Genomic DNA, 17,686 nt, shown 5'->3' on the forward strand with positions numbered 1-17,686 from the left:
TCAGAAATGCTCCGGAGCGAGGGCGAGCAAGGCATCGCGGGTACGGGCGAGGAACGTGGCTTTGTCTTCGCCGTCCTCCAGGTGCAGCGGTGCGCCGAAGCTGGTGGTACACAGCAGCGGCAGCGGCAGAACGCGGCCCTTGGGCATGACCCGGTTGAGGTTGGCTATCCACACCGGCACCAGCTCGGCCTGTGGGTAACTTTTTGCCAGGTGGTAGAGGCCGCTTTTGAATGGCAGCAGTCCGTCTTCCAGATTGCGCGTGCCTTCGGGAAAAATGATCAGTGAATCGCCGCCCTCAAGGGCATCGAGCATCGGCTGCAAGGGGTTATCCACAGGCTCTTTGCGCTCCCGATCAATCAGCACGCCATTGAATACGCGGTTGATGATGTAGCGACGCAGGGCGCTCTTGTTCCAGTAGTCGCTACCGGCCACTGGGCGCGTGAATGCGCGCAGATTTTGCGGCAGCGAGGCCCACAGCAGCACAAAGTCGCCGTGGCTGCTGTGGTTGGCGAAGTAGATACGTTGCACCGGCACCGGCGCGCAACCCAGCCACAGGCTGCGGGCGCCGGTGACGGTGCGGGCCATGGAGGTAATCAGCGTGGCAACCACAGGTTCGAACATGGGAATTCCTTATCCGGCAAAAGGCAGCCAAGGGCTGGCGAGGATCACGGCCAGGGTCAGCAGGGCCTGCGCGCCTAGCAACCAGGCTTGTTTGCGCAGCAGTTTGAGGGCGCCGCGACGGCGCTCGGCCCAAGGCCGGCCGGCGCGCTTGGCCGATTGCAGGCCAAGGCTTTGCAGTGCTTGGTCGAGGTCGGCGGTGCGTTCGGTGTCGCGGGCCAGCAACGCAAACAGGTCTGCATCGAAGGCCACGCGCAGCGCCCAATACTTTTGCAGCAAGCCAAGAATAATCATCCACAGGCTGAGCAACAGGCAGATCGGCGACACGCTGGCCATCAGCAACTGAGCGAGGCCGAACAATACACCGACCAGCGTAAGGCCTGTGGATAACTGATCCAGCGAGCGGCCGCGGCGCAGCAGGCTGGCGACGATCTGGAGTTCCATATCAGCGGGCATGGGGCAAACCCTCCAGGGCTAAACGGTGAGCAGGATGCAGGACCACTTCGGCCCGCGCTGTACGAATCATAGCCAGCGCCTCATCCACCGTTGCGGCGCGCCCGCTGTTTAGCAACCAGGCGGCGATGGCGGTGGCGCTGCGCGAATAACCCAGGGCGCAGCACACCAGCAATGGGCCGTCGTCGTGCAAACGCTCGATGGCCTGGGCCGCTTGCAGGCATTCGGCGGGTGTGGGCGTGGTCAGGTCCAACACCGGAATGCACTGATAGGCACGGCCCTGTGGATGAATCGGTAACTCTGCGCATAGATCGACGATGGCGTTGAAGGAAGTTTGCTCGCCAGTTGCGGGAATTCGCCCGAGCCAGACGTTATCCACAATCAGATCCGGCTGGGGATGTTTGCGTGTCCATAGCCGCGAATTTATCCACGCCCCGGCCAGGTAAGGGGCGTACAGCCAGCGAGCGGCTGGCGTCAGTCGACCATCGCTGCGTTTTTGAAAACCGGCAGCGCCCAGCACGCAATAGTTCGTACTGACCAACCCCAGCGACACCGCCGGCCACAGCAGCCATAACCAGCCGCCGCCAAACGCCAATGCCAGTATTGCCAGGGCCACGGCCATCAGCCCGTAGCGCAACCCTAAATGCCAGCGCTTAGGGTCGCGGGCCAGGTGGGCATTCAGCAGCGGGCTCGGGTGCTCCACCGGCCACAACCACACGCACAGCCAGCCGGCAAGGGCGCCTGTGGGTAAGTCGATAAAGTGATGTTGATAAGTAGTCAGTACGGAAATACCGATCAAGGCAAACCAGCCATGTACCACCCAGCGCCACACGCCTTGAGCGTGCCGCTGGTACATCACCCACAGAATCACCAGCAGCGCGATATGCAGCGAGGGCGCCTGGTTGAAGGGTTTGTCGAAGCCCGCCAGTACGGCAAACAACCAGCCGAATACGCCGTCCAGTTCGGGCCGCTCGAAGGTGAAGCGCAGCGGCCAGATCAAAAAGCAGCTGACAGCGATGACCTGGGCGGACAGCAAGCGCAGGGCGTGTTGTTTCAATTCATGGCGGCTGTTGGGCAGCAGCAGGGAGAAGCCATACAGCAGGTCAATGGACCAGTAGGGCACGATGGTCCAGGCCCAAAAAGGCATATGGCTTTCCCAATCGAACACCAGTGTGCCGACATCGCTGCGCTGGCTGGTGACCCAGGTGGCAAAGCCGTAGGTGCTGAAAAACAGCGGTGCCAACAGTAGCAGCCACAGAATGGCAGGCTTTAACAGGCCGGGTTCGCGCATGATCAGATCTTCTGGGCCAGGGACACGGTGAAAATGCCCCACTCATCCACGCGCTGGGTAATTTTGCGGAAACCGGCGGCTTCCACCAGCTGGTCCATTTCCGCCTGGCTGCGCCGACGCATGACCCAGGCCTGACCCTGGCGATGGCTGGTCAGCGCGCGGGCGATCAGCTCCAGCTGCGGGTGCCATGGCTGGCTGGTGTAGACCAGATAACCGCCAGGCTCCACCGCCTCGGCCAAGCCTGCCAGCGAGCCGCCGACCATGGCGTTATCGGCGAACAATTCGTACAGCCCGGACACCACCGCCAGGGTCGGCTTGGGGTCCAGCGCCGCCAAATCCTGGCGGTCAAACGCGTCGCCTTTGACGAACTGCGCGATATCCCCCAGGCCCTTTTCGCGGATCAGCGCGCCACCGTCGCGCACATTGATGTCGCTGTAGTCGCGCAGCAGGATTGATTCCGGCAGCGGTGTCACCCCTTGCAACGCCTCCAGAATGTAACGGCCATGGCCGGCGGCGATGTCGACGATGCGCACCGCGCGCTGTTCATCGCGCAACCTGGCCATGGCCAGGCGCAGCAGTTCTTCGACGTTCAACTTGCGTTGGCGAATGCCGCGCCAGCCGATGGAGTTGAGGTAATTGGTGTCGATCATCCGCCCCAGGGCGCCTTTGCCGGTGGGGGTGTTGCGGTATACGTAATCCAGGGTGCTGCCCGAGTCGAAACCGGTGTCGAAGCCCAGTTTGACCCCTTCGGACAGGTTCTTGCCCAGGCCCATGCTGGCGCGGGTCATGCGCCAGTAAAGGTCACGCAGGGAGTTGCGCGGCAGCGGTGCGGCGAGGGCTTCGGACTCGGCGCAGGTGGCGCCCAGTTTGTCGGCGTCCAGCAGCGAAGCGCGGTCCAGCGGTTGGGTGAAGTTCTGCAGAATAAACCGCCGTGCGCTGCTCACCGCCACCGCGCGGTCGCGTTCGCCGAGGGTGTCGTGAAAGAAACCGGGGAGGATATGCAGTTCTTTTTTCAGGCTGCCGAGGCGGTCGAAAAACTGCTGCTGGGGTTTGCGGTGCACCACGAAGTCGGCGCCAGACACCAGCAACTGAGTCGGCACCTGGATCGCCTGGGCGTCGGCTACTACCCGGTCGGCAGCTTCGTACAGGCCCAGCAGTACGTTGACCGAAATGGCCTTGGTGATCAGCGGGTCGCTGTCGTAGGACGCCACGCGCTCCGGGTCGTGGCTGAGGAACTTGGCCTTCACATAGCTGTTGACGAAAAAGTTGCCGCGAAACTTGCGCATCAAGGCCAGGCCCGGTCGCGCGAACGGCACATACAGCTTGACCTTGAACGCCGGAGAGGCGAGCACCAGCGAGCGGATTTTCGGCGCGTAATCATGTACCCAGGTGGCAGCGATCACCGCGCCGACACTTTGGGCGACCACGGCGAAGTTCTCTTGCTCGATGCCGTAGGTGACGCCGATATGGTCGCAAAAGGTCTGCACATCGCGAGCACTGGTAGCAAAACTGGGGCTGTCGCCGCGTTCGCCGGGTGACTGACCATGGCCACGGGCGTCCCAGGCGAAGAAGTCGAACTGAGGCAGGTCGAGTTCGTCGACCAAATGCGCGATACGCCCCGAATGCTCATGGCCGCGATGGAACAACACGATTGCCTTACGCGGCTCGCCGCCCGCTGGGGCGGTGGCCGGCCAGTGCCGATAGAAAAGCCCGACGTCATCATGGGTACTGAAGGTGTGCTCTTGCTGTTCGCGCATCGCAGAATCCTTTATGCAGAAGGGGAGGTGGTTTGAGCTTCTTTAATGCCTTGGCGTACCCGGTTGACCAGGGTGTAGGCCAGCAGCGCGGCGACCAGCCACATCACCGTGTCGACCCAAACGGCCCCCAACCAGCCGAGCGCCACACCGGTGGCCAACACGCCCAGCACAAAGGCCCGGTCGCTTTTGCCCATCGGCCCGTCGTAGCGGCGCGATGCACCGACCATCGGGCCCAGCACGCCGGCGTATTCGCTGAACACCGCCAGCAACGCCACCAGCAACACCGGCGCCAGGCTGACGCCGGGGATCAGCGCAAACGGCAGGATCAGCGCGCTGTCGGCGATCACGTCGCACAGTTCATTGAGGTACGCACCCAGGCGCGACTGCTGGCCGAATTCCCGCGCGAGCATGCCGTCGATGGCATTGAGCGCCATGCGCAGGATCATCCACAACGGGATCAACGCAAACAGCCACAAGTGTTGGGCAAAGCCGGCGATCAACAGGCCGACCAGCAGTGAAATAACACCGGCCAGCACGGTGATCTGGTTGGCGGTGGTGCCGTTGTCGTAGAGGCGCTGCACGAGGGGACGCAGCAGGTTTTGAAACCGCGGTTTGAGCTGATAGATCGAAATCATGGGAGGTGACGCTTCCTTGTCCGTGAGCCCGCTGGAGTGTGCCGATTATTCCGGGCCTGCACCAGTGATAGCGCGTGTTTATGGGGGTTTAATCACGCTCTTGACTGACACTCAACGGTGGGAGGGGGCTTGCCTCCGATAGCTGCCTGGCAGTCGATGCATGTGTAGGCTGACCCAACCTCATCGGGGGCAAGCCCCTCCCAAAGCGAACAAAAATTTCACGCTCTGTGTTATATCGTAACGAATTGTGTACGAGCAGGCGTGTTGGGATGCAAGTGGATCTAGAAGCTGACGGCGCCTCGGTGGAGGGCCTGCCGCGTTTTCAGCAGGGGCTGTTCCATGCCCGTCGATTGCGCCAGGCCGGTATCAGCCTGACGGTGCTGGCGGTGACCGGCTGGGTGCTGGCGTTGTTTGTCGCGCTGTTTGCGCCGCTGTCGATCTGGCCGGTGGTGTTGATCAATTGCGCTTCGGCGTTGCTGGTGCTGGTGGCTGGGTTGCAATCGGCATGGTGGGTGGCGGATTGGCGCGCGCAGGCGCTGGAGCCGACGACAGCTGAGCCCATCGCCTCCTCCGAGGCGCCCAACGGCTGGTCGGCGCGGCTGTTCGAGCGCTTCGGTAGCGGGCTACTGGCGCAGGTCGGTACGCCGGTGTTGTGGCTGTGCGGTTGGTCGCTGCTGGCGCTGATCAGCGTGGTGGAGTTCTGGAACCTGACGTTGCCGGCCGCCCAAGTCGGCCAATCCGCCAGTATCGGCGCAGCGCTGGCCTTGGCCCTGGCATTTGGCGTGCTGGTGTTCGAGCGTCGGTTGGCTCAGGAAACCGCCGCGCAATGGCCAGAAGCCGCGCAGCTGGCGCAATTGTGCCGGGTGGCGATCGGTTGCCTGGTGATCAGTGCGGTTTGCCTGCTGTTTGCCAGTGAGGCATCGGTGTGGCCGCTGCGTCTGGCGACCCTTATTGGGTTGTTGCCGGCGCTGGTGGCGCTGGAGTTTTTGCTCAGGGCCGTGCTGTCGCTGTTCAGCCCGCGCCAGCCACGGCTGGAACCGCGCCTGCTGGCGCAGAGCTTTATCGCCGATCTGCTGCGTTGGCCGCCGCGCCCGTTGCTGGCGCTGCAGCACGAATTGCACAACCGCTTCGGCATCGATCTGCGCCAGATCTGGGCATTTACCTATATGCGCCGCGCGTTTTTACCGGTGTTACTGGTGGTGCTGGCGATTGGTTGGGCGTTGACCGGTGTGCATGAAGTCCCGCTGCAAGGCCGTGGGATTTATGAGCGCTTCGGTAAACCGGTCGAGGTGTTCGGCCCCGGGCTGCACGCCGGATTGCCCTGGCCATTAGGGCGTGTGTTGCCGGTGGAAAACGGCGTGGTGCATGAGCTGGCGACCAGCGCCAGCGACGCCGCTGCCCCGGCACTGGCGCCCGCCGAAGGGCCGCCGCCGCTGATTGCCAATCGTCTTTGGGACGCCAGCCATGTGAACGACAAATCCCAGGTCATCGCCAGCCGTCGGGGCGACACCCAGGGCTTTCAGATCGTCAATATGGACGTGCGTTTCGTCTACCGCATCGGCCTCAGCGACCAGGCTGCGCTCGCCGCTACCTATAACAGCGCGGATGTGCCGACGCTGATCCGTAGCACCGCCAGCCGCATCCTCGTGCATGAGTTTGCCTCGCGCACCCTTGATGAATTGCTCGGTGAGCAGCGCACCCGCCTGGCGGATGAAATCGGCCGCGCCGTGCAAGCAGATTTGCAGCGTCTGAACAGCGGGGTGGAAATCCTTGCCACGGTGGTGGAAGCCATCCACCCGCCGGCCGGCGCCGCCAACGCCTACCACGCCGTACAGGCCGCGCAGATCGGAGCCCAGGCCCTGATTGCCCGCGAACGCGGCGCCGCCAGCGAGCAGACCAACCAGGCCCAACTGCAAGCCAGCACCGCCCGTGACCAGGCCCAGGCCAGCGCCCGTGAAGTGAATGCCGCCGCACAGGCTGCGGACCTGCGTTTCACGGCCGAACAAAAGGCCTATGCCACGGCGGGCCGGGCGTTTGTGCTGGAGCAGTATTTCAGCCAGCTCAGCCAGGGCCTGGCTCACGCCAAGTTGCTCATTCTGGATCACCGTCTGGGCGCCGATGGCGCGCCGACCATCGATCTGCGTTCTTTCACTTTGCCGGCCGACCCCATGGCGCCGCGTAAAGCCGTGCAATAAGGAGTCTGTCTGTTGAGCGCTCATTCCCACGATCACGGTCATCACCACGGCCATCATCACCACCATCACCATGGCGAGGAACACGCCGCCGGCCCGTTCCCTTGGCGGCGCATGGACTGGGCCGCGTTGCTGGTGCTGTTTGCGCTGGCGGCGGCAAGCCTGGTGCAGGTGCGTTCCGGCGAGGCCACGGTGATCACCCGCTTCGGCAACCCGTCGCGGGTATTGCTGGAACCTGGCCTGGGCTGGCGCTGGCCGGCGCCGTTCGAAGCGGCGATCCCGGTGGACCTGCGCCTGCGCACCACTTCCAGCGGTTTGCAGGATGTGGGTACGCGCGATGGCCTGCGCATCATCGTGCAGGCCTACGTGGCCTGGCAGGTGCAGGGTGACGCCGAGCATGTGCAGCGCTTTATGCGCGCGGTGCAGAACCAACCGGATGAAGCCGCGCGGCAGATTCGTACGTTTGTCGGTTCGGCGCTGGAAACCACCGCCGCCAGTTTCGACCTGTCCAGCCTGGTCAACACCGACGCCGGCCAGGTGCGCATCGCCGATTTCGAGGCGCAGTTGCGCCAGCAGATCGATCAACAATTGCTCGCCACGTACGGCGTGCGCGTCGCGCAGGTGGGGGTCGAACGGCTGACCTTGCCGTCGGTGACCCTCACCGCCACCGTCGACCGCATGCGCGCCGAGCGTGAAACCATCGCCACCGAACGTACCGCCGTGGGCAAGCGTGAAGCGGCGCAGATCCGTTCGGCCGCCGAGCGTGACGCACGGATCGTGCAAGCGGATGCCACGGTCAAGGCCGCCGATATCGAAGCCCAATCGCGGGTCGAAGCGGCGCAGATCTACGGGCGCGCCTACGCCAGCAATCCGCAGCTATATAACCTGCTGCGTTCTCTCGACACCCTGGGCACGGTGGTCACGCCGGGCAGCAAAATTATCCTGCGCACCGATGCCGCGCCTTTTCGCGCGCTGGTGGACGGGCCCAAGGATGTTCAGCCATGACCGAGCGTGGCAGCCCGGACAGCCCCTGGATCCAGGCCGGGCGCTTGACCTTTATGGCGCTGTACGCGGTGACGGTGCTGGCGGCGTTGGCCTGGGCGTTTTCCAATGTGCGTCAGATCGACCCGCAGAATCGCGCGGTGGTGTTGCACTTCGGCGCGCTGGACCGCATCCAGAATGCCGGGTTGTTGCTGGCCTGGCCGCAGCCGTTCGAACAGGTGGTGTTGCTGCCGGCGGCGGATCGCGTGATCGAGCGTCGGGTGGAAGGGTTGTTGCGCTCAGACGCGGCAATCCAGGCCGACCGCGTGGCCAGTTTCGCCACGCCGCTCAGCGACGCCCTGGCCGGTTCCGGTTATCTGTTGACCGGCGATGCCGGCGTGGTGCAACTGGATGTGCGGGTGTTCTACAAGGTCACCGAACCCTATGCCTTTGTATTGCAGGGCGAACATGTGCTGCCCGCGCTGGATCGCCTGGTGACCCGCAGCGCGGTGGCGCTGACGGCGGCGCGGGATCTGGACACGATCCTGGTGGCCCGCCCGGAATTGATCGGCAGTGACAACGGCGCCGCCGAACGCCGCGAGCGCTTGCGCGGCGATTTGGTGCAAGGCATCAACAAACGCCTGGCCGAGTTGACCGCCAGCGGGCTAGGCCTGGGTATCGAAGTCACCCGTGTGGACGTGCAATCGAGCCTGCCGGGCCCGGCGGTCAATGCCTTCAACGCGGTGCTCACCGCGAGCCAACAGGCCGATAAAGCCGTGGCGAATGCGCGCACCGAAGCCGAGAAACTCACCCAGGCTGCCACTCAGCAAGCCGACCGGTTGGTGCAAGTGGCCCACGCCCAGGCCAGCGAACGCTTGGCCAATGCCCAGGCGCAAACCGCTACGGTGGCCAGCCTGGCCCAGGTCAAAGATCCTGGCCTGCTGTTGCGCCTGTACCGCGAGCGTCTGCCGAAAATACTTGGCCAGGCCGGCTCCGTGACCACGGTCGATCCTAAAGACGATTCCCGCTTGATCATCCAGGGAGCCGAACAATGAGCGCACCCATGCTGACGTCCGCCGAGCAGCGCAGCGCAGCGCGGCAATTGACCCTGGCGATGCTGGCGCTGGGCTTATTGATCCTGGGCTTGGTGTGGCGCTGGCTGGCGCCGGACCAGAGCGGGGTGAGCCAGTTGCTGCTGGGCGTGGCCTCGCTGCTGGTGGCGGTGCCGGTGATGCGTTCGGCCTGGTACAGCCTGCGTTTTCCCAGCCTGCATGGCATCACCGACCAACTGATCGCCTTGGCGATGCTCGGCGCCTGGGCCACCGGCGATCTGCTGACCGCGGCGTTGCTGCCGATCATCATGATTTTCGGCCATGTGTTGGAAGAACGCAGCGTGATCGGCTCCCAAGAGGCGATCCACGCCCTGGGCAAGCTGACCCGCAGCCACGCGCGGCTTGTGCAGGCCGACGGCAGCATTCAGGAAGTGGACAACGGCACGCTGAACACCGGCGATATCGTCGAAGTGCGCGCGGGCGACCGGGTGCCAGCCGATGGCGTGGTGCTGTCGGGCCAGGCCAGCCTGGACACGGCGCCCATCACCGGTGAATCGGTGCCACTGGAGGCCAGCGCCGGTGTGCAGGTGTTTGGCGGGGCGATCAATCTAGATGGCTTGTTGCGTCTTGAAGTGACGCGTACCGGTCATGAGTCGACCTTGGGCAAAGTCATTGCATTGATGCAGAACGCGGAACGCTCCAAGCCGCCGATCACGCGGCTGCTGGAGCGCTATGCGGGCAGTTACATGGTGCTGGTGTTGCTGTTGGCAGCGGTCACTTGGTTTGTGACCAACGACGCCCAGGCGATGCTCGCCGTGCTGGTGGCGGCGTGCCCGTGTGCGTTGGTGTTGTCGGCACCGGCCACGGCGATTGCCGGGATTGCCGTGGCGGCGCGCCATGGAATTTTGATTCGCAGCTCGGCATTTCTAGAGGAATTGGCGGACCTGACGTCCCTGGTGGTCGACAAGACCGGCACCCTGACCTTTGGCACCCTGCGCCTGCAATCCATCGAAACCACTGCGCCCGATCGGCAGGTGTTGCTGAACCTGGCAGCCAGCCTGGGCTCGGCCAGCAGCCATCCGGTCAGCCGGGCGTTGGCGGGGTTGGCGACGCAGGAACAGATGTGGGTGTTGACCGACATCCGCGAACGCCAGGGCCTGGGCGTGGTGGCACAGACCGAGGAGGGCGAAGCGGCTTTGGGACGCCCTGAGTTGTTCGAGCAATTGGGCATCGTGACCACCGCAGTGCCGACCCATGACGGCCCGATTGCTGGGTTGGCGCTGAACGGGCAATTTTTGGCCTGGCTGCTGCTGGCCGACAGCGTGAAACCGGAGGCCCGCCAGGCCCTGCAAGAGCTGCGCGAGCTGGGCCTGGGGCGTCAGTTGCTGCTAACGGGCGATCGCCAGAGTGTCGCCGACAGCCTGGCGTTGGAGGTGGGCATCAGTGATGTCGCCGCCCAGGCGTTGCCCGAGGACAAGCTCAACCGCGTGCTGGCCGAGATCGATAGCGGCTTCCGGCCGATGGTGGTGGGTGACGGCATCAACGACAGCCTGGCGCTCAAGGCCGGGGTGGTCGGCGTGGCCATGGGCGCGGGCGGGGCGGATATCGCGCTGGCCTCGGCGGACGTGGTGCTGATCGGCAGCGATCTGCGGCGCTTGGGCACCTGTGTGCGCTTGAGTCGCCAGTGCCGGCAGACGTTGCAGGTCAATGTGATCATCGGCCTGGGCTGGACGCTGGCCATCGTCGTTTTCGCGGCCTTCGGCTGGCTGGGCGCAGCGGGGGCGATGATTGCGGCGCTGTTGCATAACCTCAGCACGCTACTGGTACTGGGTAATGCCGGGCGTTTGCTGCGGTTTCAGGAGCCGCTGCTGAAACCGGAAGAATAAATTTTCAGAAATACATGCGAGCGGCTGTAACGCCGATGGGGGGCCTCACTCTAGTGGCATGTCAGGACCGAGCGCAGTGCTCGGCCGACTTCCCAACTGAACAATGAGGATGACCCCATGAATATCAAACAAGCCGTTTCCGGTGCTGCCCTGGCGATCGCCGCCGCTTCGATGTTTGCCGGTGTCGCCACCCAGGCACAAGCGGCTGATGCTCAGGTGCATTGCTACGGCGTCACGTCTTGCAAAGGCATGAACGACTGCAAGACCGCGGAAAACGCCTGCAAAGGCCAGGCGGTGTGCAAAGGCCACGGTTTCAAGGCCATGACCAAGGCGGAATGCGATAAGGCGGGCGGCAAAGTCGGCGAATAAACGCAAGCCAAGTGCTCCCGCAGCGTGTTTTGCGACCGCTGCGGACACTTTTTTCCGGAGTCCATGATGCCCACCTCTCTTCCCTTCCTGGGTTACGGCCTGGGTCTACGCAACGAATATTACGAACAGATTCTTGAGCAATCCCCTGCGGTGGATTGGTTTGAAGTGATCTCCGAGAATTACCTGGTGCAGGGTGGCAAAGCCTTGTATTACCTGGACGCCATCGCTGAGCGCTACCCATTGGTGATGCACGGCGTGTCCCTGTCCATCGGTGGGCCCCATGCCCTCGATTTCGATTATCTGAAGCAGATCAAACAGCTCGCCGAGCGCATCCAGCCGGCATGGGTGTCCGACCATTTGTGCTGGAGCCGCGGCAACGCGCACCAGTTGCATGACCTGTTGCCGTTGCCCTACACCGAAGAAAGCCTCTATTACGTGGCCGGCCGCGTTCGTCAGGTGCAGGACGTATTGCAGCGGCCTTTGGTGTTGGAAAACGTCTCCAGCTATGTGCGTGCCAAAGCCGATGAGTTCAGCGAGTGGGAATTCCTCAATGCCCTGGCCCATTTGTCGGGGTGCCAATTGCTGCTGGACGTGAACAACGTCTATGTCAGCGCGCGTAACCATGGGTTCGACCCGTGGACCTTTATCCGTAACCTGCCGCCGCAGAGCATCCGCCAATTGCACCTGGCCGGGCACCGCGATTACGGCGATTACGTGCTCGATACCCATGACCACCCGGTGTGTGATCCGGTGTGGGCGCTGTATCAACAAACCCTCGCGCACATCGGGCCGGTGTCGACCTTATTGGAACGCGATGACCATTTCCCGCCGTTTCAGGAACTGCTCGACGAATTGGCTAAGGCGCGCCAATTAGGCGCATCCGCCTTGGCCGGGAGGGCCTTATGCGCCTGACCGACTGGCAGCTGGCGTTCGAGGCGCACCTGCTCAACGACGCGCCAGCGCTCGACCAAGGGTTTGCCGCGACATTGCGCGGCGGGCCGAGCCTGGATGTGGACACGGGCTTGGCGATCTACCACAACGCTTATCGCGCGCGCCTGCTGGACGTGCTGCGGCATGATTTCAGCGCCGTGCGCTACTGGTTAGGGGATGATGAGTTTGCCGCGCTGGCCGGCGCTTATGTGCGGCGTTATCCGTCCGAGCATTACAGTTTGCGCTGGCTCGGTGAGCGGTTCGCGAGGTTTATCCTTGAGCACCTGGCGCAAGAACACGGCGCGCCGCTGGCCGAACTGGCCCGTTTGGAATGGGCGTTTACTCTGGCCTTCGATGCGCCCCATGGCGAGCCGTTGACCCTGGCGGACATGGCCGAGCTACCGCCGCAGGCGTGGCCGGGGCTGCAAGTGGCGTGGGTTCCGTCGGTGCAGCAACTGGATTGCCATTTCAATTCCCTGGCAATCTGGCGCGCGGCCAAAGATAACGGTGACTTTCCGGGCAGCCATGCTGTGGAACCTGCGCAGGTCTGCCTGGTATGGCGCCATGAACAGGTGTGTCGCTACCGCACGCTGGAGCCGGCGGAAGCCAGCGCCCTGGCGGCCATGGTGACGACCGGTGGGTGTTTTGCAGAACTGTGTGCCCAACTGGCAGTCACTTATGCAGAGGGTGCCCCATTGCAGGCTGTTACATGGCTGAAACAGTGGGTCCAGGACGGTTTGCTGCAGTATCGAGCGGCATAGTCAGGCGCTATTAATCGATAGCCTCCTACGCGTCTTGAGATGGTCTACCCTCACAGCAGACGTCTGAAACAAGGGGGGACTACTCATGCTCGCGCAACTTCCACCGGCCTTACAGAATCTTCAGCTGCCGCTGCGTCTTCGACTCTGGGATGGCCATGAATTCAACTTGGGCCCAGAGCCCAGCGTCACCATCGTGGTCAAGGACCCCACGGTCGTGTCTCAGCTTTCCCATCCCACGCTCGATACCTTGGGCGAAGCCTTTGTGGTGGGCAAATTGGAGCTTGAAGGCTCCATCACCGAAGTGATCCGGGTGTGCGACGAGTTAAGTCACGCCTTGGTCGATGACGACGAAGGCAGTCGTCCGGTGCGCTCGATCCACGACAAGGCCACAGACGCAGCGGCCATTTCCTACCATTACGACCTGTCCAACGCCTTCTATCAGCTGTGGCTCGATCAGGACATGGCGTACTCCTGCGGTTATTTCGAAACCGGCAGCGAATCCATCGACCAGGCCCAGCAGGACAAATTCCGCCACCTATGCCGCAAGCTGCGGTTGCAACCGGGCGAATACCTGCTGGATGTCGGTTGCGGCTGGGGTGGGCTGGCACGGTTTGCGGCGCGGGAGTTTGGGGTCAAGGTGTTCGGCATCACCCTGAGCAAAGAGCAATTGCAACTGGCCAGGGAGCGGGTCAAGGCCGAGGGTTTGCAGGGTCAGGTTGACCTGCAACTGCTCGACTACCGCGATCTGCCCCAGGATGGCCGCTTCGACAAAGTGGTCAGCGTGGGCATGTTCGAACACGTTGGCCACGCCAACCTGGCGCAATACTGCAAGACCTTGTTCGGCGCCGTGCGTGAAGGCGGCCTGGTTATGAACCACGGCATCACCGCCAAGCACACCGACGGCCGCCCGGTCGGGCGTGGCGCGGGTGATTTTATCGAGCGCTACGTGTTCCCCAATGGCGAGCTGCCGCATCTGGCGATGATGACCGCCGAGCTCAGCGAAGTGGGGCTGGAAGTGGTCGATGTCGAGAGCCTGCGCCTGCACTACGCGCGCACGCTGGACCACTGGAGCGAGCGCCTGGAAGACAACCTGGAAGCCGCAGCCAAAATGGTGCCGGAACAGGCACTGCGTATCTGGCGGCTGTACCTGGCGGGCTGTGCTTATGCGTTCGCCCGGGGTTGGATCAACCTGCACCAGATCCTGGCGGTCAAACCCCATGCCGATGGCAGTCATGAACTGCCGTGGACGCGGGAAGATATCTACCGCTGAACCGGTGATACAGAGGGGGGAGGGGGCAAGCCCCTCCCACCATTTTCTACCGTGTTGGCAGTTAGAGAATCGGTGAGATCAAGCGCGCGACGCGCATTCCCAAATGCTGCAACTGGCGGGTTTCGCGGCTTTCTTCCTGGCTGACTTCATGGGCTTGGGCGAAATCGTCGAGCAACATCTGCTCCACCTGCTGGGCGAAGGCTTCGTCGACGGTCAGCAGCATCACTTCAAAATTCAGGCGGAACGAACGGTTGTCCATATTCGCACTGCCGATGGCGCTGATTTCGCCATCCACCAGTACCACTTTCTGATGCAGAAAACCGGGGGTATAGCGGAACACGCGCACCCCGGCGCGCACGGCTTCAATCGCGTACAGGCTAGAGGCGGCGTAGACGATGCGATGGTCGGGGCGCGATGGCAGCAGCAGGCGCACATCCACGCCGCGCAACACCGCCAGGCGCAGGGCGGCGAACACGGCCTCGTCGGGGATGAAATACGGACTGGTGATCCACACCCGTTCGGTGGCGGCGTGAATCGCCTCGACGAAAAACAGTGAGCAGGTTTCGTACGGGTCGGCCGGACCGCTGGACAGCAGTTGGCAGAGCACGCCGTCCTCGGGATAGGTATCCGGCAGGATCAGCGGCGGCAGTTCCCGCGCGGCCCAGAACCAGTCCTCGGCAAACGATTCCTGTAGGCACGCCACCACCGGGCCGGTGACTTGCACATGGGTGTCACGCCACGGTGCCAGCGGCGGTTTTTTGCCCAAGTACTCGTCCCCCACGTTGTGCCCGCCGACAAACCCCGTGATGCCGTCCACTACCACGATCTTGCGATGGTTGCGGAAGTTGACCTGGAAGCGGTTGAGCCAGCCGCTGCGGGTGGCGAAGGCTTTGATCTGCACGCCCGCGTCACGCAGTGATTGCACGTAGTGATGGGGCAGGGCGTGGCTGCCGATGCGGTCGTACAGCACATGAATGGCCACACCTTGCGCGGACTTTTCCTTCAACAGGGCGTGCAATTGCCGGCCAAGTTCGTCGTCATGAATGATGAAAAACTGGAACAGCACAGCGGACTTGGCGTTGCGGATGGCGTCGAAGATCGCGCTGAAAGTGGCATCCCCATTGACCAGCAGTTGTACTTGGTTATTGGCCAGGCACGGCATGCGGCCCAGTTTGGGCATGGCGCGCAATGAGCCGTAGGCGTTGGAGTGACGCGCGGCCAGTGCTTCCTCGACCCACGGGCGCCAGTTGAGCGCGGCGATGGCGCTGTGCATTTCCTGGTTGGCCTGGCGGCGCGCCTGGATATACGCATCGAAGGTGCTGCGGCCGAAAATCAGGTAAGGGATCAGGGTCAGGTACGGCATGAACATCAGCGACAAGGCCCAGGCGATGGAGCCTTGGGCGGTCCGGACGGTCAGCACCGCATGGATCGCGGCGAGGGTGCCGAAGAAGTGCAGGGTGGCGATAAAGTACGCCAGCAGGTGCGGGCCAAAAAAATCCATGGACGACGTTACTCCAGGCAATCCAGTGCCTAACAGACCATGTTCGGCCACGAATGTCGCTATTTTATTTGCCGTGCAACACTGGCTGTTTTGCGGCGTCTAACGCTCCACCTTTACCCAGGAGTTACCCGATGAATGCTCGTCTGCTGTGTATGACCATGGTTGTTGGTTTGTCGTTGCCCGTGGCGGCGCAGGCCCAGATGTTGGCGCCGGGCTTGTGGGAAGTGACCACCAGCAATATGAAAGTCGATAACCAGGAACTGCCGGATCTGTCGCTGATCCTCGGCCAGCTCAAGCAACAGATGACCCCCGAACAGCGCGCCATGCTGGAAAAACAGGGCATCACCATGGCCGGTAAAGGCGTGCAGGTGTGTCTGACGCCGGCGCAGGTGGCGTCCGATTCGATCCCCCTGACCGACCCACAATCGGGCTGCCGCCAGGAAGTGACCGACAAGACCGGCAACCAGTGGAAATTCCGCTTCAGTTGCCCCAAAGCCCAGGGTACGGGCGTGGCCACCTTCCAGAGCCAGAAAGAATTCACCACCACCGTCAATGGCACTTTCAATGCCACCGGCGTGCAACAAAAGGGCAGCCTGGACAGCCATGCCCAATGGCTGGGCAACGACTGCGGCACCGTCAAGCCGCGCGCCTAACGCTGGAAGTACAGCGGCAAGCCTTGGCAACTGTCGACCACCTGGCCGTTGTGCCACGCCAGGTGGCCGGAGACTAACGTGGTACTGACGCTGTGGCGAAAGCGGCGCTCGGCGAAGGGCGTCCAGCCGCAGCGGGCCAGGATCGGTTCCTCACTGACCGGCTTGCCTTGTGGCTCAGGTTTGATCAGCACCAAGTCGGCCCAATAGCCTTCACGCACATAGCCTCGATCCGGGATGGCGAAAAGATCGGCCACTCGGTGGCTGGTTTTGGCCACTAGCGTGGTCAACGGCAATAGCCCATCGGCCACCAATTCCATCAACGCCGGCAGCGCATGCTGCACCAGAGGCAAGCCCGCCGGCGCCTCGCGATAACCCAACTGTTTTTGTGCCCAGGTATGCGGCGCATGGTCACTGCCAATCACATCCAGACGATCACTGAGTAAGGCCTGGCGCAGTGCGTCGCGGTCGGCGCGAGTCTTGATCGCTGGGTTGCATTTGATCTGATGGCCGAGGCGGTGATAGTCGCGGTCATCAAATAGCAGATGGTGCAGGCATACTTCGGCGGTGATGCGTTTTTCGGTCAGGGGTTTGTCTTCGAACAACGCCAGCTCGCGGGCGCTGGTCAGGTGCAGCACATGTAGCCGCGTGCCGTACCGCCTGGCCAGCTCCACCGCATAAGACGACGAGCGATAGCACGCCTCGGCATCGCGGATCAGCGGGTGCGCCACCGCTGGGATCCCATCGCCGAAGCGTGCGCGCAGGCGCTGCTCATTGGCCTGGATGCTGGGGCTGTGTTCGCAATGGGCGAGCAGAAGAGTCGGCACTTCGGCGAACAGCCGCTCCAGAATCCGCGGGTCGTCCACCAGCATATTGCCCGTTGAGGCACCCATAAACACTTTGACCCCGGCGACCTCGCGCGGGTCGAGAGCGGCGACCTTATCGAGGTTGTCGTGGCTGACGCCAAAGTGAAAGCCATAGTTGGCCACCGAATGCAGCCCCGCGCGGCGCTTTTTGTCGGCCAGGGCCGCCAGGTTCAAGGTGGCGGGGGAGGTGTTGGGCATGTCCATAAAGCTGGTGATACCCCCGGCCACCGCCGCCCGCGATTCACTGTAGAAACTACCTTTGTCCGGCGCACCGGGGTCACGGAAATGCACCTGGTCATCGATCATGCCGGGCAGCAGCCACTGGCCCTGCGCGTCGATCGCCACGGCGGCGTTACAGCCGGTGATGCTGTTGGCGATCTTTTCGATGCGGCCGTTGGCGACCAGCACATCGGCGTCTCGGACCTGGCCTTCGTTGACCAAGCGTGCGTTGCGAATCAGCAGCCGGCTCATGGT

The 17,686-nt window shown here is 63.0% G+C and carries 16 protein-coding genes; 9 read left to right on the forward strand and 7 right to left on the reverse strand.

The features are described from left to right. The 5 genes from YA0848_RS25965 to YA0848_RS25985 are packed head-to-tail and all read right to left on the reverse strand — an operon-like array spanning nt 1 to nt 4,754. Nucleotides 1–621, reverse strand: a complete 621-nt coding sequence (locus YA0848_RS25965; RefSeq protein ID WP_034101581.1) for a lysophospholipid acyltransferase family protein — start codon at nt 619–621, stop codon at nt 1–3. A 9-nt stretch (nt 622–630) separates the two neighbouring features. Continuing rightward, nucleotides 631–1,074 carry a hypothetical protein gene (locus YA0848_RS25970; protein ID WP_040266648.1) on the reverse strand — a complete coding sequence of 148 codons (444 nt, stop codon included), beginning with the start codon at nt 1,072–1,074 and terminating at the stop codon, nt 631–633. Continuing rightward, nucleotides 1,064–2,362, reverse strand: coding sequence for a phosphatase PAP2/dual specificity phosphatase family protein (locus YA0848_RS25975; RefSeq protein WP_169902291.1), 1,299 nt, complete (start codon nt 2,360–2,362; stop codon nt 1,064–1,066). Before YA0848_RS25975 ends, YA0848_RS25970 begins: the two co-directional genes overlap by 11 nt. Nucleotides 2,363–2,364: 2 nt before the next feature. Continuing rightward, complete coding sequence (locus tag YA0848_RS25980; protein ID WP_198712240.1) at nt 2,365–4,119, reverse strand: bifunctional alpha/beta hydrolase/class I SAM-dependent methyltransferase; 1,755 nt, start codon at nt 4,117–4,119, stop codon at nt 2,365–2,367. 11 nt (nt 4,120–4,130) lie between these two features. After that, entirely contained in the window at nt 4,131–4,754 is a 624-nt protein-coding gene (locus YA0848_RS25985) for a CDP-alcohol phosphatidyltransferase family protein (RefSeq protein ID WP_034101577.1), read from the reverse strand. A gap of 269 nt (nt 4,755–5,023) precedes the next feature. Here YA0848_RS25985 and hflK (YA0848_RS25990) point away from each other — a divergent pair, with 269 nt between their 5' ends. The 8 genes from hflK (YA0848_RS25990) (at nt 5,024) to cfaB (ending at nt 14,195) form a co-directional block, all read left to right on the forward strand. Beyond that, nucleotides 5,024–6,949 carry a protease modulator HflK gene (gene hflK / locus YA0848_RS25990; RefSeq protein ID WP_169867656.1) on the forward strand — a complete coding sequence of 642 codons (1,926 nt, stop codon included), beginning with the start codon at nt 5,024–5,026 and terminating at the stop codon, nt 6,947–6,949. A 9-nt stretch (nt 6,950–6,958) separates the two neighbouring features. Then, nucleotides 6,959–7,951, forward strand: a complete 993-nt coding sequence (gene hflC, locus YA0848_RS25995; RefSeq protein ID WP_198712243.1) for a protease modulator HflC — start codon at nt 6,959–6,961, stop codon at nt 7,949–7,951. Beyond that, nucleotides 7,948–8,982, forward strand: a complete 1,035-nt coding sequence (gene hflK, locus YA0848_RS26000; RefSeq protein WP_034115497.1) for a protease modulator HflK — start codon at nt 7,948–7,950, stop codon at nt 8,980–8,982. Before hflC ends, hflK (YA0848_RS26000) begins: the two co-directional genes overlap by 4 nt. Further along, entirely contained in the window at nt 8,979–10,865 is a 1,887-nt protein-coding gene (locus YA0848_RS26005) for a cation-translocating P-type ATPase (protein WP_047882293.1), read from the forward strand. The genes hflK (YA0848_RS26000) and YA0848_RS26005 overlap by 4 nt, the downstream gene beginning before the upstream one ends. Before the next feature lie 117 nt (nt 10,866–10,982). Continuing rightward, the gene (gene bufA2 / locus YA0848_RS26010) at nt 10,983–11,234 is read left to right on the forward strand and encodes a BufA2 family periplasmic bufferin-type metallophore (protein ID WP_034101572.1); all 252 of its coding nucleotides are present in this window, start codon (nt 10,983–10,985) and stop codon (nt 11,232–11,234) included. 66 nt (nt 11,235–11,300) lie between these two features. Next, entirely contained in the window at nt 11,301–12,146 is an 846-nt protein-coding gene (gene bufB / locus YA0848_RS26015) for an MNIO family bufferin maturase (protein WP_169867655.1), read from the forward strand. Next, nucleotides 12,137–12,925 carry an HvfC/BufC N-terminal domain-containing protein gene (locus YA0848_RS26020; RefSeq protein ID WP_169867654.1) on the forward strand — a complete coding sequence of 263 codons (789 nt, stop codon included), beginning with the start codon at nt 12,137–12,139 and terminating at the stop codon, nt 12,923–12,925. Before bufB ends, YA0848_RS26020 begins: the two co-directional genes overlap by 10 nt. A gap of 85 nt (nt 12,926–13,010) precedes the next feature. Further along, nucleotides 13,011–14,195, forward strand: coding sequence for a C17 cyclopropane fatty acid synthase CfaB (gene cfaB, locus YA0848_RS26025; protein ID WP_040266664.1), 1,185 nt, complete (start codon nt 13,011–13,013; stop codon nt 14,193–14,195). A gap of 61 nt (nt 14,196–14,256) precedes the next feature. Here the strand turns inward: cfaB and cls are convergent, their stop codons facing one another. Further along, nucleotides 14,257–15,696: a cardiolipin synthase gene (gene cls / locus YA0848_RS26030; protein ID WP_034101568.1), complete on the reverse strand. Its 1,440-nt coding sequence runs from the start codon at nt 15,694–15,696 to the stop codon at nt 14,257–14,259. A gap of 131 nt (nt 15,697–15,827) precedes the next feature. On the opposite strand from cls, the gene YA0848_RS26035 reads away from it, so the two are divergent. Next, nucleotides 15,828–16,349 carry a DUF3617 domain-containing protein gene (locus YA0848_RS26035; RefSeq protein ID WP_034101567.1) on the forward strand — a complete coding sequence of 174 codons (522 nt, stop codon included), beginning with the start codon at nt 15,828–15,830 and terminating at the stop codon, nt 16,347–16,349. Here the strand turns inward: YA0848_RS26035 and YA0848_RS26040 are convergent. Continuing rightward, complete coding sequence (locus YA0848_RS26040) at nt 16,346–17,683, reverse strand: dihydroorotase (protein WP_047882291.1); 1,338 nt, start codon at nt 17,681–17,683, stop codon at nt 16,346–16,348. The genes YA0848_RS26035 and YA0848_RS26040 overlap by 4 nt on opposite strands. Nucleotides 17,684–17,686: the final 3 nt, after the last annotated feature.

The sequence above is a fragment of the Pseudomonas sp. S4_EA_1b genome, from assembly GCF_016307435.1.
Classification (GTDB): Bacteria; Pseudomonadota; Gammaproteobacteria; order Pseudomonadales; family Pseudomonadaceae; genus Aquipseudomonas; species Aquipseudomonas rhodesiae.

What these genes read in the sequence shown, in the direction of transcription:
- YA0848_RS25965 (WP_034101581.1), bottom strand. Translation starts at nt 621, where the DNA reads ATGTTCGAACCTGTGGTTGCCACGCTGATTACCTCCATGGCCCGCACC.
- YA0848_RS25970 (WP_040266648.1), bottom strand. Translation starts at nt 1,074, where the DNA reads ATGCCCGCTGATATGGAACTCCAGATCGTCGCCAGCCTGCTGCGCCGC.
- YA0848_RS25975 (WP_169902291.1), bottom strand. Translation starts at nt 2,362, where the DNA reads ATGCGCGAACCCGGCCTGTTAAAGCCTGCCATTCTGTGGCTGCTACTG.
- YA0848_RS25980 (WP_198712240.1), bottom strand. Translation starts at nt 4,119, where the DNA reads ATGCGCGAACAGCAAGAGCACACCTTCAGTACCCATGATGACGTCGGG.
- YA0848_RS25985 (WP_034101577.1), bottom strand. Translation starts at nt 4,754, where the DNA reads ATGATTTCGATCTATCAGCTCAAACCGCGGTTTCAAAACCTGCTGCGT.
- hflK (WP_169867656.1), top strand. Translation starts at nt 5,024, where the DNA reads ATGCAAGTGGATCTAGAAGCTGACGGCGCCTCGGTGGAGGGCCTGCCG.
- hflK (WP_034115497.1), top strand. Translation starts at nt 7,948, where the DNA reads ATGACCGAGCGTGGCAGCCCGGACAGCCCCTGGATCCAGGCCGGGCGC.
- YA0848_RS26005 (WP_047882293.1), top strand. Translation starts at nt 8,979, where the DNA reads ATGAGCGCACCCATGCTGACGTCCGCCGAGCAGCGCAGCGCAGCGCGG.
- bufA2 (WP_034101572.1), top strand. Translation starts at nt 10,983, where the DNA reads ATGAATATCAAACAAGCCGTTTCCGGTGCTGCCCTGGCGATCGCCGCC.
- bufB (WP_169867655.1), top strand. Translation starts at nt 11,301, where the DNA reads ATGCCCACCTCTCTTCCCTTCCTGGGTTACGGCCTGGGTCTACGCAAC.
- YA0848_RS26020 (WP_169867654.1), top strand. Translation starts at nt 12,137, where the DNA reads ATGCGCCTGACCGACTGGCAGCTGGCGTTCGAGGCGCACCTGCTCAAC.
- cfaB (WP_040266664.1), top strand. Translation starts at nt 13,011, where the DNA reads ATGCTCGCGCAACTTCCACCGGCCTTACAGAATCTTCAGCTGCCGCTG.
- cls (WP_034101568.1), bottom strand. Translation starts at nt 15,696, where the DNA reads ATGGATTTTTTTGGCCCGCACCTGCTGGCGTACTTTATCGCCACCCTG.
- YA0848_RS26035 (WP_034101567.1), top strand. Translation starts at nt 15,828, where the DNA reads ATGAATGCTCGTCTGCTGTGTATGACCATGGTTGTTGGTTTGTCGTTG.
- YA0848_RS26040 (WP_047882291.1), bottom strand. Translation starts at nt 17,683, where the DNA reads ATGAGCCGGCTGCTGATTCGCAACGCACGCTTGGTCAACGAAGGCCAG.